Origin of the sequence: Streptomyces sp. S465, from assembly GCF_026898115.1 — a bacterium.
Taxonomy (GTDB): Bacteria; Actinomycetota; Actinomycetes; order Streptomycetales; family Streptomycetaceae; genus Streptomyces; species Streptomyces luomodiensis.
On record NZ_CP114036.1, the window covers coordinates 1395939 to 1418067 of the forward strand.

The window sequence follows — 22129 nt, forward strand, 5'->3', positions numbered from 1 at the left end:
ACTTCGCTGTACGTATCTTGTGGTGGGCCGACCCGTGGGGATCGAGCGGACGAGAGGAAGCACGTCCGCGACCACGGGGTCGGCGGCTACGCGGTAGCAGGTACGAACGTCTCACGGAGGGTCCCTCCCCGCGGCCGAGGGCGCACGGTCCGTCCCGGGCGGCACGGCGGACGAGCCGTCCGTACCCCTCAGGCCGCGCGAAGTCTCACGAGGCTGGTGCCCGGGCGCCCCCGGCCTTTGGTTGGGTGGACGGCTCGTCGCACCGGCCAAGAGGTGGCCGGCCGACGAGCACCGGCGCACCGGGTACGCGCTATTCGTGTGTTCCGGCCGGCTGCAGCCGCGGGTCCGGCGTGGGCGCGGTGTCGCGCTGCACCGTCTCGCGGGCGAAGTAGACCGAGACGAGCGTGATACAGCCAAGGACGACGAGGTACAGGGAGATGGGCCAGGAGGAGTCGGTGGCCGCCAGAAGAGCGGTCGCGATGAGCGGCGAGAGCCCGCCCGCGAACACCGAGGCCAGCTCGTGGCCGAGCGAGATGGCGCTGTAGCGCGAGGACTTGCCGAACAACTCGGTGAAGAAGCTCGGTTGGGTTCCGATCATGGCCCCGTGGCCGATGCCGATGGCGATGACGAAGGCGAGCCAGACGAGCGCGGGGGTGCCGGTGTCCACGAGCCAGAAGAAGGGGAACGCGAAGACGATGAGGGTGGCCGCTCCGGCCATGTAGACGGGGCGGCGGCCGATGCGGTCGGAGAGGGCACCGAATCCCACCATCGAGGCGCCTTCCACGATGTTCGCGACGATGATCCCGGTCAGCAGCAGGGTGTTGTCGACCCCGATGTGCTTGCCGTATGCGAGGGAGAAGACGAGGAAGATGTACGACGCGCCGTTCTCCGCCATCCGGGCGCCGGCGGTGATCAGGATGGAGCGCGGGTGGGTTTTCAGGGCGTGCAGGATCGGAAGCCGCTGCTTCTCGCCCGTGTGCTGAACGCTCTGGAACTCCGGTGTCTCCTCGATCTTCAGCCGGATGACGAGGCCGACCAGCGCGGGGACGGCTCCGAGGAGGAAGGGCAGACGCCAGCCCCAGGCCAGGAACGCCTCGTCGGACAGGGCCTGGACCGCGGCGAAGACTCCGGCGGAGGTGATGAAGCCGAGGTTGATGCCGACCTGACTCCAGGCTGAGTAGAAGCCGCGCCGTCCCGCGGGGGCGTGCTCGGTGATCATGAGGACGCTTCCGCCCCACTCGCCGCCGACCGCGATGCCCTGAAGGACACGCAGCAGGGTGAGCAGGACCGGCGCCCATACTCCGATCTGCGCGTAGGTGGGCAGGGCGCCGATGAGGAAGGTGGTGAAGCCCATGACCAGCAGGGTGATCACGAGCATGGGTTTGCGGCCCAGCCGGTCTCCGAAGTGACCGAAGATGATTCCGCCGAGGGGGCGGGCCGCGAATCCGACGGCGAAGGTGCCGAAGGAGGCCAGGGTGCCGGCGAGGGAGCTGGCCTCGGGGAAGAAGAGGGTGCCGAGCACCAGGGCGGAGGCGGTGCCGTAGAGGAAGAAGTCGTACCACTCGAGTGCGGTTCCGGTCAGGCTGGCGATGGCGATCTTGCGGATCGACTGCGGTCCGACTGCCGGTTTGTGCGGCGCGGTGGGGCTCATCTCGTCACCTCTGGATGAGGACGGTGGCCATCGGGACGTCGAAGGTCGCGCGGGGTCATCTCGATGGCCGGGAAAGGGGGACGTGCCGGGGCGGGGTTCGCTCGAGGGAAGGTTCAGTGGCCGCCGCTGACGGCCAGGACCTGTACGGTGACGGCCACCGCCCTTTCGGAGGCGGTGGCCGCGATGTCCACGGGGACGCCGCGTGGGCGGGTCCCCGGCCGACGCGCGGGAGGCCGCGCTCAGCTTTCGCCGTTCGGAGCCAACCGGACGGTGGCGTCCACTGGATCGATGTCGTTGAACGGGGATGCGCCGTCAAGGGGCCGGGCACCGACGAAGGTGCGGTATCCGGTCAAGTACAGGCTCCTTCCGAGCGGTCCGCGGTGGATTGATCGCGCCGCAGCACGACGCCGGCCGCCTCCCGGTCCCAGTCGGCGCGGTCGGCTCCCCACTCCCTCAGCACGGTCTTGCGCACCTTGCCGTTCTCGGTCAGCGGCAGTTCCGGGCACAGCGCCACGAAGCGGGGAATCGCGTAGTAGGCCAGCCGGGGCTCGCAGAAGGCCACCAGCTCGACGAAGTCGACCTTCTGCCCCTCGACCGGGACCACGGCGGCCATCACCTCGTCCTCGCCGAGTTCGGAGTCCACCGCGTAGACCGCGACGTCACGGACGCCGGGGTGCTGTGCGAGGACGTTTTCGACCTCGACGGAGGAGATGTTCTCGCCGCGACGGCGGATCACGTCCTTGATGCGGTCGACGAACCTGATCCACCCGTCCGCTTCGATCACCATCCGGTCACCGGTGTGGAACCACAGGTCCTGCCACGCGGCGACGGTGGCGTCGGGCATGCGGTGGTAGCCGGAGGCGAAGGCGAAGGGCTGCTCGCTGCGCAGCAGCAGTTCGCCCGGTGTGCCAGGGGGAACGTCGAGCCCGTTCTCGTCGACGACCCGGGCGGAGAACCCTTCCTGAAGGCGTCCGACGAATCCCGGCCGCTGTTCGGTCCGGCTCGCGGAGATCACCGCGTTGGTCTCGGTCGAGCCGTAGCCGTCGATGAGGACGACACCGAACCGCTGCTCGAACTCCCTGAGCAGCCCGGCCGGGGTGGCCGGCGCCAGCGCCGCGGTCACCCGGTGCGCCCGGTCGTGCTCCCCGGGCGGCCGGCCCGCCAGGATGCTGATCATGGCGCCCAGCAGATAGGTGAAGGTCGCCCCGCTGGCCGTCACGTCCGACCAGAAGCGGGAGGCCGAGAAGCGCGGGCCGATGACGTACTGGGCTCCACTGACCAGCGCCTGGCTGAAGGCGTTGAGCGCGTTTGTGTGGAACAGCGGCAGGCAGGTGTGCAGAACGTCGGCCGAGGTGATGCCGAGCTGAGCCGTGACGTTGCGGCCCCACCAGTAGAACTGGGCGTGCGGGCAGACGACTCCCTTGGAGACTCCGGTGGTGCCCGAGGTGTAAAGGATCACCGCGGGATGGCCGGGGCCGACCGCCACCGGCTCCACGGCCCGGCCGTCGTCCGGGATCAGGTCGACGGGAACCGGCAGCACCGAGACGGCCTCTTCCTCGTCCAGCAGCCAGATCTGGCGCAGCTCGGCGGTGCTCGGCAACGCCTCCACCTGTGCGAGGAAGGGATGTTCCAGAACCAGCAGCTCCGCTTGCGAGTTGGTCAGGATGTGCTGGAGCTGCTCACCCCGCGCGGCGGTGTTGATCGGCACCGCGACGGCACCGATCCACGCACAGCCCAGGATCAGGTCCAGCAACTCGACCCGGTTGGACGCCATCAGCGCCACCCGGTCTCCCCGCTCCACCCCGTGCCGGCGCAGCAGGCCTCCCGCGACGGCGACCCGTTCGAGCATCTGGGCGGCGGTTCTCTGCGTGTCCCCGCAGCGCAGCAGGATGCTGTCCGGGGTGATGTCCGCGCGCCATTGCAGCAGTCCGGAGACGGTTGCGCGGGTGAGGTCGGGGACGTCGGTGACATCGCTCATGACAGCTCCTTCCGGGGCAGGCCGCTCGGCGGTACGAAGGCAACGGGACGGCCGGACGTGTCGGGGCGATCGGTGAGTTCCACGACGTCACCGGGCTCGACCGTCCCGTGCAACCTGGCAACGAGCAGCGGTTCGGGGTCGCAGGCCACCGACGCGATGACGACGTCGCCGAGGTGGGTCAGCTGCTCGACCACCCCGCGCTCGACGCTCATGGGCGCCAGATCGGCACCACCGCAGCGAGGACACATCAACCGGGTGGGGAACCACTGGCCGCCGCACGTCCGGCAGTTCTGCACGATCACACTCATTCGGCCGCCTCCAGGAGCCCGGCGGTGGCACACGCGCCGTAGCGATAGAGCACCATCCCGTATCCGCTGAACAGGCCGAGACGGGCATCGACCTGCCGCTGTCCTGCCTGGCCGCGCAACTGCCGAACGATCTCCACGAGTCCGTGCATGCCTCCCGCGGAACCCGGCTGGCCGGCCGAGAGCTGTCCGCCGGAGGTGTTGACGGCAAGCTTCCGGGTGGCGAGACGCTCGGCGATGAAGGCCGGCATCTCACCGCCGGCGACCAGTCCAAGGTCCTTGAGCTGGGCGAGCGCCATGGCCGGGTAGTCGTCGTACACGCTGACCACGTCGACGTCGGCCGGCCCATGGCCGGCGGTGTCCCACAGCTCGGACGCGCAGTCGGCCAGGCCGGTGACCAGGCCGTCGCCTGTCTGGTCATCGCTGTTGTAACGGGCCGAGACGGTCAGCACCCTGGCTCGTCGTGTGCCCGCGGCCCGTTCGTCGGCCGCGACCACCACGGCATCGGCGCCCGTGACCGGCGGTACGCAGTCGTACCGGCCGAGGGGGTCGGCGATCATGGGAGCGTTCAAGTAGTCGTCGAGCGTCATCGGCTTGCGGTACACGGCCCCGGGGTTGAGAGATGCCCATGCACGTTGAGCCACCGCGAGTCGCCCATAATCCGTACGAGTGAGCCCCTCGGCCACCATCTGACGCTGAGTCAGCAGGGCGAAAAGGGCGTTCGGTCCGAGCATGTTCAGCGGAACCAGATGATCGGCGGTCGCCCGGTTGTACTCGGCCACCATCTTGAGGTGCACCTGCTGGTCCATCAGGTCGCCGGCCACGAGCACCACGACCGAGGCGTCGCCGGACTCCACGGCCCGCACGGCGTGCTGCAGCATCGTGCCGGCGCTCGCCCCGCCGTTGGTGTCCTGCATCAGCCAACGCAGCCGCAGTCCGAGCCGCCAGGCCAGGTCGATGGCGTGGTCAGGACCGAGGGTGAAGCTGCAGACACCGAAGCCGTCGACCTCGGATGTCCGGAGGTTCGCATCGGCGAGTGCACGGCGTACGGCGTCGGCGAGCACCTGTTCCGTCGTCGTGCCGGACGCCGGATGCCGGGTGTAGGGCGATTCTCCGGCGCCGATGACGGAGACGTCGCTTGTCGTCTTTCTCATCAGAGCTCCCTGTCCCATGTCGAGACGCGGTCGGGGGGATTCATCCTCGGGGCCCTCCTGGTGTCCATGTCGGGGTGCTGCCGACGGGCCTTGCGGCCCGGTCCGGCAGTCGACGGGTGCCTTGGCGGTGCCTCAGTGTCCGAAAGCTTCCTGCAGCCACCAGGAACCCCCGTCCGAGGCGATCTTGGCGTCCAGCACCAAGGGACGGACGGGACCGGCCGACAGCCACTCCTTCACCGCGTACGCGTCCTCGGGCCGTCGAACGGTCAACGCCTCGCACCCATGTCCCCGCGCGATCGCCGCGATGTCCACGTCGGGAAAGGTCACCGTGTCGAGGCCGCTGGCGCCGGACCCGAAGTGGTGCACCTCGGCGCCGTACATGGCGTCGTTGTAGACGACGATCAGCATGGGCAGACCAAGGCGTACGACAGTCTCCAGCTCCGACAGGCCCATCAGGAAGCCACCGTCACCGCAGCCGGCCACGGGCATCCGGTCGGGCTGCGCCAGGGCGGCACCGATCGCGGTCGCCAGGCCCAAACCGACGGACTGGAACGCCTGGGTGAAACAGAACCCGTACTCGTCGGGCACGTCGAGGTACATGCTCGGGTAGCCGAGGAAGTTGCCCGAGTCCACGGAGACGATCCGCTCGGTGGGCAGGATGTCGTTGAGCGTGGCGGTCAGACCGCGCGGGTCGACCCGTCCGTCGCCCGACGCGTCCTCGAATCCGACCTGGTTCCAACGCAGGCCGGTCCGGATCCGCTCCGCCACCCCCGGAGTGCGGTAACCCGTCCGCCCGCCGGGCGAGTTCGCCCGCAGCCACTCGGTCGTGGCCCGGGCCGTTCCCGCGACACCGCCCCACAGGCCGAGGTCCACGTCACGGTGTACGCCGATGGCTCCCGGTTCGATGTCGACCTGGACGACGGTCGCGTCCGGCGAGATGAGCCGGCCGTGCCGCATGGTCCACATGTTCAGGGCGCAGCCGAATCCCACCAACAGATCCGCGCCGGAGACGAGTTCGGCCGTCAGCGGCGAGGAGAAGCCACCGGAGACGTCGATGTTCCAGTCGTCGCCGTTGAACATCCCGCGGGAGACGGCGGATGTGGCGAGGAGGGCGCCCGCCTCGGCGGCCAGCTCACGGACGGCCTCCCGGGAGCCCGGGGAACGGCCGCCGCGTCCGACGACGAAGACCGGCCGCTCGGCGCGTTCCAGCAGCTGGGCGAACGTGGCGATCTCACTGTCGTCGGGCCGCGGTTCGGCGACCGGGCGGTACTCCCGGGCGGGTCCCTCCGCCTCCAGGGGCGCGTCCTGAACGTCTATCGGGACGTTGAGGACGACCGTGCGCCGCTGGTGGCGGCAGATGGCGAAGGCCCTTGCCACATCGTCGAGGGCGGTTTTGGGCGACCGGACGCGCAGGGCGACCGCCCCGACGCCGGTGGCGATCGCCGCCTGGTCGAGCGCGAAGTTCGAGGTGGGATCGGCGGCTTCGGCAGTCAGCACCAGCAGCGGCGTCCGGCTCTTCGCGGCCTCGGTGATCCCGGTGAGGGCGTTCGTGTAGCCGCAGCCCTGGTGCAGGGAGAGCACAGCGACCTCGTCGGACATACGGGCGTACGCGTCCGCCATGGTGGCCGCGCCGCCCTCGTGACGAGCGGCGACGAACCGGGCGCCGCCGCGCACCATCGCGTCGGTGAAGTGGAAGTTGCCACTGCCGACCACGCCGAAGACCGTACGGACGCCGAGGTCGGTGAGCTGCCTGCCGATGGCCTCGTGGACAAGCTCGGTCACCGGCCTTCTCCGTTCTCCATGAATGCCAGAACCCGCGCCGGACTGCCGGATCCTCCGGCGATGCGGAGTGGAGCGACGATCAGGACGGCGCCGGTGACGGGCAGCCGGTCGAGGTTCTGCAACTGGGTGACTCCGTACTTGCCCGCGCCCAACAGGTAGTGGTGCGCCGGGAACTGCGGAGTGAAGGTGAACGCCTGCCCGGCGTCGGTCCCGACCGTCTCCACGCCGAGTCCGACGATCGGTGACTCTTCGGCCAGCCAGAGGGCGCATTCGGCCGTGAGGCCGGGCGTGTGAGGCCCGCTGTCGTCGGCGTTGAGGAACAGTTGCTGGTCGTGCGAGCGCGCGGCCCAACCGGTCCGGTAGAGCAGCCAACCGCCTTCCGGAAGAGGGCCGTGGTCGTGCTGCCACTCCTCGAGATGCTCAACTGTCAGCAGAAAGTCCGGGTCGGCGGCGCACTCGGCAGTTTTGTCGATGACAACGGCGGGAGCCGTCAGACGCCGGACCGGTACGTCGGCGACGTCCCCCTTGTCGGCGCCGGTGATCCAGTGGCACGGCGCATCGAAGTGGGTGCCCACGTGCTCACCGGTGTGAATGCCGTTCTGGTAGGACGTGCGCCCCCGCTCGTCGTACCGCGCAAGCTCCTCCAGCTCGAAGTGGGGGATCGGCGCCATGTCCGGCGGAAGGTCGAGCACGGGCGTCGACGGCGACAGGAGGGCGGTCAGGTCGACCACCTCGACGTCGCCGGAGGCCAGAGCGGACGTCAGGCCACTCAACGCGCTCTCTGGGGAGAGTGTCGAAGACATGGCCCCATCATTTGGCAGGAATTCAACACTGACCAATGCTTCTCCGGTCGGGGCCATGCATGTATGGCTATACCGAAGCCCAACACCATGCTACGGAGAGATGTAGCGAGATGAACGTGGAACATTTCCTGGACGGCCGGCTGAAGCTGCGCCACCTGGTGCTCGTGACCGTCGTGGCCGACGAGGGCACCCTGGTCGGTGCCGCCAAGGCGATGCACGTCACCCAACCGGTCGTAACTCGAAGCCTTCAGGAGATCGAGACGATCATTGGGGTCAAACTCTTCGCCAGGGGGCCGCGCGGCGTCCGTCCGACCCAGTACGGCGACATCCTCATCGAGCACGCCCGCGCGGTCGTCGGCAATGTGCAAGCCGCGGCCGGACGTATCCACGAGCTCCAGCGTCTCGGCATGGAGCCCGTACGGGTGGGAACCATCCTCGCGGGCGCGCACTCCCTGCTGCCGCAGACCCTGATCCGGCTCAAGAAGGCCCACCCGCACCTCACCGTCTCGGTCGTCGAGGCGATGCCCGAGGAACTCGGCCTGCAACTCTCCCGAGGCGAAGTGGACGTACTGGTCGGCCGGCTCCAGCCGTCGAGCCCGCGCGCCGCGCTGCGTCACGTCCGGCTCTACGACGAACCGGTTCGCCTCGTCGTTCGGCATGCGCACCCCTGCCTCGGGACACCCACCAGCGGCATTGAGGACCTCATGGACCTGCCGTGGATCCTGCCGGGCCGAAACAGCCAGCTGCGCCAGGAAATCGACGAACTCTTCGACCGCCGGGGCCTGCCCCTCCCCACGAACATCATCGAGTGCTCGACGATCCTCACGCTGAGGACGGTCCTGTTGGAAACAGACGCCGTCGCTCCACTGCCCATGCTGATCGGCGCACGGGACCCGCTGCTCGCCGTGCTGCCCTTGGGGCTTGACACCGTGCCGCGCGAGATCGGGATCACCACGATCGCCGACCGGCGGCCGTCCGCGAGTACCAGGCTCCTGATCAAGGAGATCGTCGCAGTCGCCCGGGAGACCGACCCCGTGCTGTGGGAATCACGGCGATGATGGGAGCAATTTGTTCTCGCGTGCTTGTCTGCCCGTCCTCGATCGATCTGTCCAGCCGCACCTTGCCGTTCCTGCCCGGGCGACTCGATTCTCTGCGACAGGAGATCGGGACGCAGCGTCGACGCCTGACCTGTCGAGGTGGACGGCACAGGCAGAGCGAGCAGGCCCGTGAGTCAACCCCAGCCTCTCCGTCCCAGTGACTTTCCCGGCACTTCCAGCGCTGCCTGAGGGGCCTTTCGCCGCCGGACGCGGCAAGCCCCTGAAAGATCGGAAAAGACCTCCGCCTCAGGTCACAACACCCGAACCGGCCGTCGGAGGCCCGCACGACCAGGTGGCGCTCTACGAGCGAGACCAGAATGCGGTACGCGATGGCGCGGGTGGGCCCCGAGGTACCGCGCCACGTCCTGCACCACGAGGCCCTGCGGCTGCGCGGCGACGAGATCGAGGGCGAGCGGTCCGTGCGTCGGCATCGGGGACTCGACCGCCTTGCTGCCGCCGCGACGTCCTGCGGCCACGGGCTCGGCCTCGCCGGATCCGCCGCGCCGGGCGCTTCCTCGGCTACGAGGTCACCGTCTGCGACACCCGCCCCGTCTTCGCCACCGCCGCCCGCTTCCCGCAAGCGGACGAGGTCGTGGTCGACTGGCTCCACCGCTATCTGGAACGCACAACCGTGGATGCCCGTACTGCGGTCTGCGTCCTCACCCACGGCACCACATTCGATATCCCCTGCTGCGCCTCGCGCTCGATCTGTCCGTCGGCTACGTCGGTGCGATGGGCTCCCGACGTACTCATCACCAACGCCTGCGTCTCCTCCACGAAACCGGTATGTCCGACGAGCAGCCCGCCCGCCTGCATTCACCTATCGGCCTCGACCTCGGGGCGCGCTCTCGTCGCGTCGCGCTCAGTGCGCTGATCTCCCCTCCCAGCTTTGCGATCCCCCGATCCCGGGCCAACGGGCCGATCACAGCGCGTAGGCATTGGAGTCTACGGGTGACGACCTAGCTGGAGGAGGACTCCTGGGCCAGGGTCAGCGCCTCACGGCCGTACGTGATCACCTGGTCCGTCATACGCCTTTTCGCGCCGATCGCTGCGAGGTCGGTGAGCACGGCACCGCACCATCGGAAGGATTGCCCCTGGGCGAGGGCGTCCTGTTTCAGCGCAGTCGTCAGTGCGCTTTCGACGAGATCGAGCCGGCCGAGCTGCACGTAGCGGGCGCCACGTTCCTCGGCGAGCCGAGAGCCGTCGAACCTTAACCAGGGAGCTGCTACGCGCTTGGCGACCCTCTCGGCAGCCGACAGCCCTCCTGCCGGCTCCTCCCGGAGTCTGCTCTGCTGCCCGCGTCCCCGGGGATGGCGCCGAAGCCAGCGGGACCGCCACGAAACCGGCATGGCGAGGGCTGTCCTCCCGCGACTCTTGGGGAGTCTCTGGGGAGAACGACCCCCGCTGGGGAGCCCATGGGGAGTTCCGGCCGCACAAACTCGTACGACGCTCAAAGCTCCAGTAAGGGGCATCGCCGCAGGTCAGTAGCCGCTAGAGGCCGAAAGTGCAGGTCAGCGACGTCAGCTGGTCCGGCGGGGGCACCGCCCCCGAGGCGCGACGCTCTCGGCGGAGCGCCACCGCCGACGACGGACCCACCGGACCCCCTCGTGCGTCACGCGGCGGTGTCGGCCTGGGCGAGGATGCGCAGCGCCAGGTCGAGGCGGGGCTTGTCCATGATCTCCCCGTCGAGCCGGATGGCGCCGCCGTCCGACCGCTGTGCGGCCTCGGCGGCCCGGCGGGCCCAGGCGACCTCGGCCTCGGTGGGCAGGAAGGCGCGGTGCACGCCGGGAAGCTGGCGCGGGTGCAGGCACAGCTTGCCGCCAAAGCCCACGTCCCGGCTGCGGCGCGCCTCCCGCTCGGCGGTTTCCACGTCGTCCAGGGCGAGGGTCACCCCGTCGACCGGGGCGGCCAGTCCGGCGGCGCGCGAGGAGTTCACCAGGACGCTACGGGCGTACAGCAGCTCGTCCTCGGCGGGAGGGTGCGGCGTGGCCGCGATGTCGTGGGCGTAGTCCACGCTGCCGAAGACGAGGCGCACGACCCGGTCGCTCTCGGCGATCCGGTCCGCGTCACGCACCCCACGCGCCGACTCGACGAGGGGCAGCAGGGCGCTGCCCACGGGCAGCGCCGCTGCGGTGGCGGCGGTCGCGGCGGCATCGGCCTTGGGCAGCATCACGGCGGCGGGTCCTGAACCGGCCGCGTGGGCGGCCAGGACAGCGGCGAGGTCCGCCTCGTGCCAGTCGGTGCCGGCCGCGTTGATCCGCACGGCCACGCCGGCCAGGTCAGGCCAGCCGAAGACCGTCGCGCGGGCCTCGGCCTTGCCTCCGGGGCCGACGGCGTCCTCCAGGTCGATGACGACCAGGTCGGCGCCGCTGGCGGTGGCCTTGGCGAACCGGTCGGGGCGGGACCCGGGGACGAACAGGACGCTGCGCGCGGTCCCCACCGTCGAAGGGGCGCCGGGTCCGGCGGCCCTGTGGGGTGCGGCGGTCGGCGTGGGGCCCCGGCCCTTCTCCGTTGCCGTACCGGGCCGTGGATCCGTCATGGCATGCTCCTCTTGCGCGTTTGCGTGGGGGTGCCCGTGGCCGTGTCCGCGGCCGGGCCGGTACTTCCGTCAGCGGCTGAGCCGGTAGCCAGGTCCGTGACCGAGCCGGTGCCGGTGTCCGTGGCCGCTGAGGCGGCGTCCGCGCCGATCGTGTCGAGCGCCATGTTGGTCGTCCGTTCCCCGAGAGCGATGAGCACCAGGCCCATGGCCAGGGCCATCGCGGCCAGATAGACGAAGACGGCGGCGAAACCGAAGGTGGTGTAGATCCAGCCGACGGTCACGCCACCGATCACGCCGGAGAGGCGGCCGAAACCGGTGGCGATGCCCGCGCCCAGGCCCCGTAGCGGAGTGGGGAAGACCTCGGGGATGTAGGTGTACTGCACGGCCACGCCGCACTGGAGCAGCATCGTGGCGAGGAAGCCGCTGACGATCAGCGCGGTGGCACCGTCGATCAGGCCGAACACGAGCAGGAGCACGGCCACACAGGTTTCGATGCACAGCAGCATCCAGCGCCGGTCCCAGCGGTCGATGAAGGGGATCGCGAGCAGCGCGCCGGGGACGGCCGCAGCCGCGAGCACCGAAGTGACGGTGAGGCTCTCGGACTGGGTGTAGCCGTTCTCCACCAGCAGGGTGGGGACCCAGGAGTTGAAGCCGTAGAAGCACAGGATCAGGAAGATCGAGACGAGTGACGTGGCGATCAGCCGACGTCGGTTACGGCCGGTGAGCAGGTCGGCAAGGCCGCCGCGGGGCAGCGGCGGGGCCTGTGTGGGCGGGGGCAGCGGGGTGCCGGTCCGGGCGACGGCCTCCTCCTCCAGCCGGGTGACGAGGGCGGACGCCGCCTCCTCCTTGCCGTGCGCGACGTGCCAGCGGACGGATTCGGGGAGGATGCGGGCGGCGATGACCACACCGACGACGCCCAGTGCGCCGACGACGAAGACCCACCGCCAGCTCTCCGGGCCGAGCGGGATGACCAGCCGGGAGACCCACGCGGAAACGGGGACCCCGACGAAGCCGAGGACGAGGATCCACGACTGGTACCGGCCGCGCAGTGCCCGTGGGTACATCTCGCTGACCCACACCAGCAACACACCGGTCATCGCCTGGAGGCCGACGCCGGTGAGGAAGCGGGTGACGCCCATCTGCCAGGCGTTGAACGAGACCGCGGACAGCAGCGAGAAGAAGGAGTAGAAGACGACGGCGCCGAGCAGCACACGGCGGCGGCCGAAGCGGTCGGAGAGCCGTCCGCCCAGGAGTGCGCCGATGAACATGCCGGCGAAGCCGACGGAGGTGATGACGCCGACCCCGTCGAGCGGGAGGTCCCACTGTTCGCGCAGGCGGGGAGCGGCATAGGCGAAGGTGTTCAGGTCGATCAGGTCGAAGCTGAAGAGGAACCCGAGCAGCAGCGCCCATCTGCGGTGGGACGTGGTCGCCACGGGGATGCGGTCCAGCCGGGCCGTCACCGATGGGGTGCGCGCGTCTCGTGATGGGGACTGGCCGGTGGTGCTCGTTGTCATGGTGATCTGCCTCGCACGGTCGTTGGCGGGCTCGTTGCGGCTGGAGCCGGACGGCTCACCTCCGCGCGTCGCGTCGCGGGGCCGGAGGGAGGACGGGGGCGCCTCACGCCGGCGTACATCCCGCGAGCTGTGTCGTGTGTCACGACTGCGTGCACAGTAAAGGTCGAACTTTTTACGGCGCAATACTCCTGCAACAACTCATCGACATCGCCTGCGGCCACCCCACGCACCACGGCCCTGGCGGGTCCCGGCCGCACCGGGCCGGGGCCGCCCGGGGTGAGGTCAGCGACGATCGGTTCCCGGCTCCTCCCGGACGGAGCCGACCTGCATGACGTCGATACGCGTATAGGTGTCGCGCAGCGCCGAGAGGTGCGCGCGCATCGCGCGGCTCGCCGCGTCGGCCCGGCCGGCGCGCACGTGCTCCAGGATCGCCGCGTGCTCGTCGGCGACAGTGCGCCAGAAGGAGGCGTCCGCGCGCTCCCGCAGGAAGCGCTCGCGCAGCACCGAGAAGACCGGCTGGGTGACCATGTCCAGCAGGGGGTTGCCCGCCGCCCGCAGCAGCAGCACGTGGAAGTTGCTGTTGGCGCTCCAGCGGGCGCCCTCGGGGGTGTCCCCGCTGTCGACCGCCACGATCGAGGAGGCCAGTCGTTCGAGGTCAGCCTGGGTGCGGCGGCGGGCGGCGAGCCCGGCGGCGGGGACCTCCAGCATGGCGCGCACCTCAAGGAGCTGCGGCACGGAGACCCGGCCCCGGCTGAGCAGCCCGAGCGAGGTCTTCAGGTACTCGGAGACGTCCTCGACGGAGGGCTCGGCGACGAACGTCCCCCCGTTCACACCGCGGGTCGTGGTCAGCAGTTTCTGGGAGGACAGCACCCGCAGGGCCTCCCGGAGGGTGCCGCGGCTGACCTCCATCCGGGCGGTCAGTTCGGCTTCGGGGGGCAGCCGCTCGCCGGGCAGCAGCTCACCACTGAGGATCATGTCGCGCAGGGCGTCCGCGACGCGTTCGTAACCGAGCTGGGGGCGTCCACTTGACTGCATGGTGCGCACGCTACAGGCCCCCCGAGGTCCGGCGGCGCGAAGCGGTGAGGGGCGGAACGCACGGGAGAAGGCCGCGATGATCTGACCGACAAGCCGCCGACTTCTTGACGTAATAAAAGTCCTACATTTAGCGTCGCGGACACACCCCACCCCGCTACGAGTCAGGGGCGCCCGCCCCCTCGGGTGGAGGTCGAGAAGGAGCGGTGGCATGAGCATCAAGCCTGGATGGCAGGGCCGGTACTACGAAGACTTCACCATCGGGGACGTCTACCAGCACCCGCTGGGACGCACCGTCAACGAAACCGACAACACGTGGTTCACGCTGCTGACCATGAACACCAACCAGGCCCACTTCAACGAACAGGTCGGCGCCGGATCGGAGTTCGGCAAGCCCCTAGTGGTCTCCACCCTCACGCTGGCCATCGCCGTCGGCCAGAGCGTCATCGACGTCACCCAGAACGCCTTCGCCAACCTCGGCCTGGACGACGTGAAGTTCACCCACCCCGTCTTCGCCGGGGACACGCTGTGGACGGAGTCGGTGGTCCTCGCCAAGCGCGAGTCCGGCTCCCGTCCCACGGCAGGCATCGTCACGGTGCACTCGCGGTCGCTGAACCAGCACGGTGACGAGGTACTCAGCTTCAAGCGCTCCTTCTTCGTCCACAAGCGGGGCGCGGCCGGCGCCGAATCCCGCTTCCCCACGGCCAAGAAGCCACTGCCCGTACCGGAGGACGTCCCCGAGCACGGTCGGGTGACCGGCCCGGAGGGGAGCGGGAAATGAAGCCCCTGGAGGATGTCCGGATCGTCTCGCTGGAGCAGTACGGCGCCGGACCGTTCGGCTCGCTGCACCTGGCCGCGTTGGGCGCCGAGGTCATCAAGATCGAGGACCCGCGCTCCGACGGCGACATCGGACGGTACGTACCGCCGTTCAACGAGGGCCAGGACTCGCTCTTCTTCGAGTCCTTCAACCGCAACAAGTCCTCCGTCGCACTGGACATCCGCAGCCCGGCCGGGCGCGAGGTCTTCGAGGACCTGGTGCGCTCGGCCGACGCCGTCTACTCCAACCTGCGCGGCGATGTCCCAGCCAAGCTGGGCATCCGCTACGAGGACCTGGCAACGGTCAACCCCGCCATCGTCTGCTGTTCCCTCACCGGCTTCGGCATGGAGGGGCCGCGCAGCGCCCAGCCTGGATACGACTACGTACTCCAGGCCCTCGCCGGCTGGATGTCGGTCACCGGCGAGCCCGGCGGCCCGCCGCAGAAGTCGGGCCTGTCGCTGGTCGACTACAGCGGCGGTCTGGTCGCGGCCCTCGCCCTCACGGCGGGCGTTCACGCGGCGCGCCGCGACGGCCGGGGCATGGACTGTGACCTGAGCCTGTACGACACCGCGATCGGCATGCTCACCTATGTGGGCACCTGGCAGATGAACGCGGGCTGGGAACCGCAGCGCACCTCGCACTCGGCCCACCCCTCGCTCGTACCCTTCCAGGCGTTCGAGGCGAAGGACGGCTGGCTGGTCATCGGCTGTGCCAAGGAGAAGTTCTGGCAGCGGCTCACCGACGTCATCGGACACCCGGAGCTGGCCGCCGACCCGCGCTTCGCCACCTTCACCCAGCGCGGGATCCACAAGGACGAGCTGATACCGCTGCTGGAGGAGGTGCTGATGACGCGGACCGTGGCCGAGTGGCTGGAGCCGATGCAGGCCGCGTCCATCCCGTGCGCCCCGATCAACGAGGTGCACCAGGCACTCACCGATCCGCACACCCTCGCCCGCGGCATGGTGGTCGAGACCGAGCACCCGCGCTACGGGCGGATGTCGTCGGTGGCCTCGCCCGTGCGGGTCGGCCCGCCGCTGGCCGCCGACGAGCACCGCCGGGCCCCGCTGCTGGGCGAGCACACCGAGTCCGTGCTGCGCGGCCTCGGCTACGACGACGCGCGGATCGCGGACGCGCGCGCCACCGGCGCGTTCGGCGAGGTCCCCGGCCCGGACGCCGCCTCCGGCCCGGACGCGGCCTGACGCACCAGGCCACGCACCGCTGCCCCATAGCTTCCCCCTCCAGCCGTCGACTTGCCGTACCCCGGAGAACGCCGTGGATTTTGAACTGAACCCGGAACAGAAGATGTACCGCCAGACCCTGCGCGACTTCGTCGAGCGAGAAATCGTCCCCGTCGCCAGGGAGTACGAGCACTCGGGCCGCTATCCGACCGAGATCGTCGAGACGATGAAGAAGCTCGGCCTCTTCGGCCTGGTCATCCCCGAGGAGTACGGAGGGCTCGGCATCGACACCGTCTCCTTCGCGCTCACCTTCGAGGAGATCTCCCGCGGCTGGATGGGCGTGGCCGGCATCCTCGGCAGCCACTCCGTGTCCTGCTGGATGATCAACCGGCACGGCACGGAAGAGCAGAAGCGCGCCTATCTGCCGGAGCTGGCCACGGGCGAGCGCCGCACGGCCTTCGCGCTCACCGAGCCCGGCGCCGGAACCGACCTGCAAGGCATCCGCACCACCGCCCGCCGCGAGGGCGACCACTACGTCGTCAACGGCACCAAGATGTGGATCACCAACGCGCGGTACGCCAACCCGCTGCCCGTCCTGGTCAAGACCGACCCCACCGCCACCCCCGCCCACAAGGGCATGTCGGTGCTGCTCGTGGACACCGTGTCGCCCGGCTTCGAGGTCACCAAGGACATCGGCAAGCTCGGCTACAAGGGCCCCGAGTCCTGCGAGGTCGTCCTGACCGACCTGCGGGTCCCGGTGTCCGCCCTGCTGGGCGGCGTGGAGGGGCGCGGCATGCAGCAGGCCCTGTCGTCCCTGGAGACCGGCCGGATCAACATCGCCGCGCGCTCGGTCGGGGTGGCCCAGCGGGCCTACGACGAGGCACTGGCCTACGCCCGTGACCGGCAGGCCTTCGGGCAGCCGATCGGCGACTTCCAGGCCATCCAGCTCCGGCTCGCCGAGATCGCCACCCAGCTCCAGGCGGCCCGGCTGCTGACGTACTGGGCGGCCTCCCAGATGGACGCGGGCCGTCGCATGGACACCGAGTCGGGCATGGCGAAGATCTTCGCATCCGAGACGGCGCTGCGCTGCGCCACCGACTCGATGCGCATCCACGGTGGCTACGGCTACTCCACGGAGTTCGAGGTCGAACGGCTCTACCGGGACGCGCCGCTCATGTCGATCGGCGAGGGCACCAACGACGTGCTGCGTACTGTGGTGGCCAAGGCCCTGCTCGCGGGAAAGGCGGAGGTCGCATGAGGCCGGAGCAGCACGGAGCACCGGCGCAGCGGGATCCGGCCGGCGCGGGGATCGCCTACCGCATGGGCCGCTTCGCCGCCGGGCTCACGCTGGAGTCCATCCCCGAGGAGGTCGTGGAACGGGCCCGGTACCTGCTCCTCGACGCCGTGGGCCTGGCCTTCGTCTCGGCCGACCGGGACTTCGTCGAGACCGCCGCGGCGGCCGTCGGCCCCGGCTCGGCGGCGGGCGCCGCGGCCGGTGGGAACTGTCCCGTCCTGGGCCGCCCGGAGCGCCTTGAGCCGCGCGACGCGGCCGTGCTGAATGGCGTGCTCATCCACGGCCTCGACTTCGACGACACCCACATCGCCTCGGTCACCCACGTCACCGCCAGTGCCCTGCCCGCCGCGCTCGCCGCCGCCGTGCAGGCCGACCGGGGCGGCGACGAACTCCTCGCCGCGTATGTGCTCGGCATCGAGGTCGCCGCCCGGGTCGGCCTGGGCGGCGCGGGCCACTTCCACGACAGCGGATTCCACCCCACACCGGTCGCGGGCGCGTTCGGTGCCGCGACCGTGGCCGCCAAGCTCGCCGGTCTCGGCCCGGCCGGCATCGCCACCGCCCAGGGGATCGTGGGCTCCATGGCGGCGGGGCTGCTGGAGTTCCTGGAGGACGGGGCGTGGACGAAGCGGCTGCACCCCGGGTGGGCCGCGATGTGCGGGCTGACGGCGGCGTCCTTCGCGCGGGCGGGCTGGAGCGGCCCGCCGGCCGTGTACGAGGGCCGCTTCGGCCTCTACAACACCCACCTCCAGACCCCGGAGCGGACGGCGCGGCCGGAGGCGGTGACCGAAGGCCTCGGTGAGGTCTGGGAGCTGTCGCGTACGGCGGTCAAACCGTACGCCTCCTGCCACTTCACGCACCCGTTCATCGACACCGCACTCCTGCTGCGCCGGCAGGGCGCCGACCCGGCACGCATCACCCGCGTGACGGCGGGCATCCACCCGGTCCCGGGCAAGGTGATCGCCGAACCGCTCGCCGCCAAGCGCACACCCCGCAGCGAGTACGACGCGAAGTTCAGCCTGCCCTTCACGGTGGCCGCGGCGCTCGTACGGGATCGCTTCGGGCTGGCCGAGCTGAGCACCCCGGCCCGGGAAAGCGAGGAGATCCTCGCCCTGGCCGGCCGGGTGGACGTCACCGACGATCCCGAAAGCGCCTTCCCGAACGCCTACTCGGGGGTGCTGAGCATCGAACTGGACAACGGACAGGTGCTCACCCACCGCGAGCAGGTCAACCGCGGACACGAAACCCGGCCGCTCACCAACGCCGACATCACGGCGAAGTTCCGCGCGAACATGGCCGCCCGCTCCGATGCGGACGAGGCGGTCACCGCGCGCGTCGAGGCCGCGGTGCTCGGGCTCGGCAGGGGTGGCGCACACGCCATGACGGCACGTCAGTTCGCGGAAGTCTGCTCCTCCGCCCCGCGCTGACGACAACCCGGCGCCCGGCTGACGAGGTTCCGGGAAAGGGCGAAGGCCGTCTCCTCCGCGCACCTTGGCCGACCGATGCGGGCAGGTGGGCAGCGCTCACCTCGCTCCAGGCGGACGGATAGCCTGGGCACGTCAGCGAAGATCACAGAAGGGTGGAGCACATGGCGGACATCGTGGAGACCGCGGCGCGGAAGGTCTTCGAGCGCTACGACCTCGACGGGGACGGCCTGGTCACGGCGGACGAATACCGGAAGGTCGTGGCCGAGTTGGAGGGCTCGCAGATCACCGAGTCGGAGGCCCAGGCGCTGATCGACTCGCTGGACACCAACGGCGACCGCCAGATGTCCTTCGAGGAGTTCTGGGCGGCCATGAATGGCTGACACCGTGGGGTCCGGCAGGTGAGCGTGCTGGATCCGACTCGTCATCGCATCGGTTCGGTGGACATGTCGCATGGCCGCCGTGGCTCTCGTCCGCCGCGTGGCGGAGGAAGGCCGCGAGATCACCGACGGCGTCCGGAACATCTGTCGCTGATCCGCGAAGCGATCCGGGCCGGCGCCAGGAACATGTGACGGCGACGGGCGGAAGCGCTCGGTGCGGTCGCCGGTGGAGGTGGCCCGCCGCCGTCCGCCCGGCGCCGGCTCCCCCGCGGGCGGGCCGCGCCGGGACCGGCGGCGGCCCGGACGCGGGCGCCGGGACCGTCCCCGCTCAGCCCCTCTCCGCTCCGACGGGCCGCCGGGGCCGCCCCGCGCAGGACGGCGCTACGCCTCGTACACCCGGGTCAGCAGGTCCATCAACTGCCGGGCCTCGGCCGCGCTGAGCGGTGCCAGCAGCTCGGCGTTGGCCCGCTCGGCCAGTGCCGCGCACCGCTCCAGCGTGCGCACGCCCGCCGGTGTCACCCGCACCGCGTTCTTGCGGCGGTCCTTCGGATCGGGTTCCCGCACCGCCAGCCCGGCGCCCTGAAGGTGGTTGAGCAGCAGGACCACGTCCTTGGCGTCGAAGCCCAGCCGGCGCACCAGATCCGCCTGGGCCACCGGGCCGTACTCGGACACGGCCGCGAGCACGGCGTGATGCTGCACCTTCAGCCCCTCCTCGGCGATCGCCTCGGCGACCAGACTCCGGCCACGGGCCGCCACCCGGCCGGCCAGCCAGCTCGGCAGGGACTGGATGTGCGCCAGGGCGCGCGGGTGTTCGGTGTGCGTCATGGGAGGAGGCTACCGGCAAACCATTGGACTTCCCAACGACTCCCTCCTACGCTGACACCCGTTGGTAAGCCCAACGATCGATGGGCGCCGATTCCGCTCCCGTGTCCACACCCGGAGGTGTCCATGCGCCGTGTCCGCTATGAGGTCAACGGAGGCCCCGAAGTCCTCTTCACCGAGGAGATCCCCGCTCCGGAGCCCGGTCCGGGCGAGTTGCTCGTCCGGACCGAGGCGGTCGGGGTCACGCTGCCGGTCGTACGGAAGGTGCGCGAGGGCACCGAGCCCCTCCCGCTCGGCGGCGAGGTGGCGGGCACCGTCGCCGCCGTCGGTGCGGACGTCACCGGTTTCACCGTGGGCGACCGCGTCACCGGCCTCTGCTTCGCCCACGCCTACGCCGAACTCGCCCTGCTCCACCACACGATGGCCTCCCTCGTTCCCGACCGGGCCACCGCCGTCGACGCCGTGGTCCTGGTCCGCAGCGGCCTGGTGGCCCGCGGCGCCTACGAGGCCGGCCGCCCCCACCCCGGCGACGCGGTCCTGGTGACCGCGGCGGCCAGTGCGGTCGGCACCCTCGCCCTCCAGTACGCGCAGGCAGGCGGGGCCTCCCGCGTGGTCGCGGCCGTCAGCGGCGCGGACAAGGCGGAGTTCGTACGCGCCCTCGGCGCCGACGAGGTGGTGCTCTACGGGGACGAGTCCTGGGGCGACCCGGTCGATGTCGTCGTCGACGGGGTCGGTGGCGAACTCCTCGGCCCCGCGGTGCGCGCCCTGGCCCGCGGCGGCCGCCTGGTGGCCTTCAGCTCGGGCGGCGGCACGATCGACGCCTACGAGCTGCTGGTGCGGGGGGCCTCGGCCATCGGCTTCCAGACGGCGGCCGTCGCCCGGGACAACCCCGAGGTGTACGCGCGCTGGCTGGACGAGGTGTGGGAACTCCACCGCGACGGCACGCTGCGCCCCCGCGTGGACGCCGAGATCCCGCTCGCCGAGGCCGCGCGCGCCCACGAGATCATCGAGTCCCGGCGCAACCTCGGCAAGGTCGTCCTGACCCCATGACGCCACGGCCCCGCACGACGATTTTCCGGCCCTCTCGCCGGGCATGGCCCGGGTGGGGTTGAACGCGGGGGCCCCGCCGTCCGTACGGAACCGTGAAACGTCCCCTGACAGGAGGCACCACCATGACGCAGCCGGCAACCACCGGGCGGGGCAGCACCCGCCGTGCCGTCGTCACCGCGGCCACAGCGGCCGGGCTGGCCGCCACGCTCGCCGCATGCGGCAAGGACGACGACGGCGGCGGTTCGGGCGGCGGCGACGCGGGCGGCACCCAGGACACCGGCTCCGCGCAGCCGTCCCAGAGCGCCGGCGACGGCCAGTCGGGTGGCGGGGACGGCATGGAACTGGCCAAGACCTCCCAGATCCCGGAGGGCGGCGGCATGGTCTTCAAGGACCACAAGGTGGTGGTGACCCAGCCCAGCGCGGGTGAGTTCAAGGCGTTCTCGTCGATCTGTACGCACGCGGGCTGCTCGGTCGGCGAGGTGAGTGGCGGCACCATCAACTGCCCGTGCCATCGGAGCAGGTTCGACATCACCGACGGCAGTGTGAAGGGCGGCCCGGCGCGAAAGCCGCTGCCCGGCGCGCAGATCACGGTGCGGGGAAACTCGATCCGGATGGCGTGACGGCCGCCTCGCGCCAGCAGGCCACCACCTCGGCGGCCGTGGTGACGGTGGCCACGAGGGCGAGCGTGTGACGGACCATCGCCGGGGTGTACGAGGCGGGCACCCCGGCGATGGCGTCCTCGGGCACCACCGCCGCATAGCCGAGGTTGACGGCGTCGAAGACGGCGCCCGGGATCGCCACATTGGCCGACACGCCGGTGATGACCAGCGTGCGGCAGCCCAGATTGCGCAGCAGCGCGTCCACCTCGGTCCCGGCGATCGGCGACAGGCCGTGCAGCCGCCGTACCACCAGGTCCTCGGCCGCCACCGGGACCGGTGCGGCGATCTCCACCGCCGCGCTTCCGGTGAGCTGCCGGACCGGCAGCCGCTCGACGGCCCGGAACAGCGGTGCGTTGCGGTTCGCGCCGCGTCCGTCGGCGCGCCGCTCGGCCACCGCGTGCAGCACCTGGACGCCCGTGTCGTGGGCGGCCGCCACCAAGTGGGCGACACGCCCGAGGGCACCGGACTCATGGGCCACGGCGGCCAGTTCGGGCAGCGCGCTCCTGGGCCCCACCACACCGCGCTGGCATTCGACGGTGAGCAGCGCGCAGCCGTCCGGCCGGAGCAGCTCCACAAGGTCTTCGCGGGGATGCCTGGTCACGGCGCGGGAGAGTAGCGTCCCTTGCCTCATGGAGGAAGAGCCATCATCCTGT

General features: G+C 70.7%; 20 protein-coding genes and 1 pseudogene. 9 read left to right on the forward strand and 12 right to left on the reverse strand.

Translation table 11 applies throughout. From position 1 onward, the window contains the following. Nucleotides 1–310 precede the first annotated feature (310 nt). The 6 genes from N6H00_RS05915 to N6H00_RS05940 all read right to left on the reverse strand — a co-directional run bounded on the left by N6H00_RS05915 (nt 311) and on the right by N6H00_RS05940 (nt 7673). Complete coding sequence (locus N6H00_RS05915; RefSeq protein WP_268970502.1) at nt 311–1651, reverse strand: MFS transporter; 1341 nt, start codon at nt 1649–1651, stop codon at nt 311–313. 349 nt (nt 1652–2000) lie between these two features. After that, nucleotides 2001–3629 (reverse strand): ATP-dependent acyl-CoA ligase, encoded by a 1629-nt coding sequence (locus N6H00_RS05920; protein WP_268970503.1) that lies wholly within the window; start codon nt 3627–3629, stop codon nt 2001–2003. After that, entirely contained in the window at nt 3626–3937 is a 312-nt protein-coding gene (locus tag N6H00_RS05925) for a zinc ribbon domain-containing protein (RefSeq protein WP_268970504.1), read from the reverse strand. Before N6H00_RS05925 ends, N6H00_RS05920 begins: the two co-directional genes overlap by 4 nt. Further along, entirely contained in the window at nt 3934–5088 is a 1155-nt protein-coding gene (locus N6H00_RS05930) for a thiolase family protein (protein WP_268970505.1), read from the reverse strand. Before N6H00_RS05930 ends, N6H00_RS05925 begins: the two co-directional genes overlap by 4 nt. A 132-nt stretch (nt 5089–5220) precedes the next feature. Further along, nucleotides 5221–6870, reverse strand: coding sequence for a thiamine pyrophosphate-binding protein (locus N6H00_RS05935; protein WP_268970506.1), 1650 nt, complete (start codon nt 6868–6870; stop codon nt 5221–5223). After that, on the reverse strand, nt 6867–7673 hold the full coding sequence (locus N6H00_RS05940; protein ID WP_268976852.1) for a cyclase family protein: 807 nt from the start codon (nt 7671–7673) through the stop codon (nt 6867–6869). The genes N6H00_RS05935 and N6H00_RS05940 overlap by 4 nt, the downstream gene beginning before the upstream one ends. A gap of 110 nt (nt 7674–7783) precedes the next feature. On the opposite strand from N6H00_RS05940, the gene N6H00_RS05945 reads away from it, so the two are divergent. Both N6H00_RS05945 and N6H00_RS05950 read left to right on the forward strand, forming a co-directional pair. Continuing rightward, nucleotides 7784–8731, forward strand: coding sequence for a LysR substrate-binding domain-containing protein (locus N6H00_RS05945; protein WP_268970507.1), 948 nt, complete (start codon nt 7784–7786; stop codon nt 8729–8731). Nucleotides 8732–9269: 538 nt separating this feature from the next. Continuing rightward, a pseudogene (locus tag N6H00_RS05950) lies at nt 9270–9733 on the forward strand (XdhC family protein); the annotation flags it as partial. On the opposite strand, the gene N6H00_RS05955 reads toward N6H00_RS05950, so the two are convergent. The 4 genes from N6H00_RS05955 to N6H00_RS05970 all read right to left on the reverse strand — a co-directional run bounded on the left by N6H00_RS05955 (nt 9730) and on the right by N6H00_RS05970 (nt 13858). Then, nucleotides 9730–9936 carry a hypothetical protein gene (locus tag N6H00_RS05955; protein WP_268970508.1) on the reverse strand — a complete coding sequence of 69 codons (207 nt, stop codon included), beginning with the start codon at nt 9934–9936 and terminating at the stop codon, nt 9730–9732. The pseudogene N6H00_RS05950 and the gene N6H00_RS05955 sit on opposite strands and share 4 nt — an antisense overlap. Before the next feature lie 446 nt (nt 9937–10382). Beyond that, a complete protein-coding gene (locus N6H00_RS05960) occupies nt 10383–11309 on the reverse strand; it encodes an HpcH/HpaI aldolase/citrate lyase family protein (protein ID WP_268970509.1) in 927 nt (308 codons plus the stop codon). Next, nucleotides 11306–12823: an MFS transporter gene (locus tag N6H00_RS05965; RefSeq protein WP_268970510.1), complete on the reverse strand. Its 1518-nt coding sequence runs from the start codon at nt 12821–12823 to the stop codon at nt 11306–11308. The genes N6H00_RS05960 and N6H00_RS05965 overlap by 4 nt, the downstream gene beginning before the upstream one ends. 282 nt (nt 12824–13105) lie before the next feature. Further along, entirely contained in the window at nt 13106–13858 is a 753-nt protein-coding gene (locus N6H00_RS05970; RefSeq protein WP_268970511.1) for a FadR/GntR family transcriptional regulator, read from the reverse strand. A gap of 208 nt (nt 13859–14066) precedes the next feature. Here N6H00_RS05970 and N6H00_RS05975 point away from each other — a divergent pair, with 208 nt between their 5' ends. The 5 genes from N6H00_RS05975 to N6H00_RS05995 all read left to right on the forward strand — a co-directional run bounded on the left by N6H00_RS05975 (nt 14067) and on the right by N6H00_RS05995 (nt 18948). After that, a complete protein-coding gene (locus N6H00_RS05975) occupies nt 14067–14636 on the forward strand; it encodes a MaoC family dehydratase (protein ID WP_268970512.1) in 570 nt (189 codons plus the stop codon). Then, complete coding sequence (locus tag N6H00_RS05980) at nt 14633–15871, forward strand: CaiB/BaiF CoA transferase family protein (protein ID WP_268970513.1); 1239 nt, start codon at nt 14633–14635, stop codon at nt 15869–15871. Before N6H00_RS05975 ends, N6H00_RS05980 begins: the two co-directional genes overlap by 4 nt. Before the next feature lie 73 nt (nt 15872–15944). After that, complete coding sequence (locus N6H00_RS05985) at nt 15945–17108, forward strand: acyl-CoA dehydrogenase family protein (protein ID WP_268970514.1); 1164 nt, start codon at nt 15945–15947, stop codon at nt 17106–17108. Then, nucleotides 17105–18568, forward strand: coding sequence for an MmgE/PrpD family protein (locus N6H00_RS05990; RefSeq protein WP_268970515.1), 1464 nt, complete (start codon nt 17105–17107; stop codon nt 18566–18568). Before N6H00_RS05985 ends, N6H00_RS05990 begins: the two co-directional genes overlap by 4 nt. Nucleotides 18569–18729: 161 nt before the next feature. Then, entirely contained in the window at nt 18730–18948 is a 219-nt protein-coding gene (locus N6H00_RS05995; protein ID WP_268970516.1) for an EF-hand domain-containing protein, read from the forward strand. Between the two features lie 378 nt (nt 18949–19326). Here the strand turns inward: N6H00_RS05995 and N6H00_RS06000 are convergent, their stop codons facing one another. Beyond that, the gene (locus tag N6H00_RS06000) at nt 19327–19770 is read right to left on the reverse strand and encodes a MarR family winged helix-turn-helix transcriptional regulator (protein ID WP_268970517.1); all 444 of its coding nucleotides are present in this window, start codon (nt 19768–19770) and stop codon (nt 19327–19329) included. 123 nt (nt 19771–19893) lie between these two features. On the opposite strand from N6H00_RS06000, the gene N6H00_RS06005 reads away from it, so the two are divergent. Both N6H00_RS06005 and N6H00_RS06010 read left to right on the forward strand, forming a co-directional pair. Continuing rightward, entirely contained in the window at nt 19894–20817 is a 924-nt protein-coding gene (locus tag N6H00_RS06005; protein ID WP_268970518.1) for a quinone oxidoreductase family protein, read from the forward strand. A gap of 122 nt (nt 20818–20939) precedes the next feature. Then, nucleotides 20940–21437, forward strand: a complete 498-nt coding sequence (locus tag N6H00_RS06010; RefSeq protein WP_268970519.1) for a Rieske (2Fe-2S) protein — start codon at nt 20940–20942, stop codon at nt 21435–21437. On the opposite strand, the gene N6H00_RS06015 is transcribed toward N6H00_RS06010, so the two are convergent. After that, nucleotides 21403–22107, reverse strand: a complete 705-nt coding sequence (locus N6H00_RS06015; protein ID WP_443072904.1) for an isochorismatase family protein — start codon at nt 22105–22107, stop codon at nt 21403–21405. The two genes, N6H00_RS06010 and N6H00_RS06015, sit on opposite strands and share 35 nt — an antisense overlap. Nucleotides 22108–22129 lie beyond the last annotated feature (22 nt).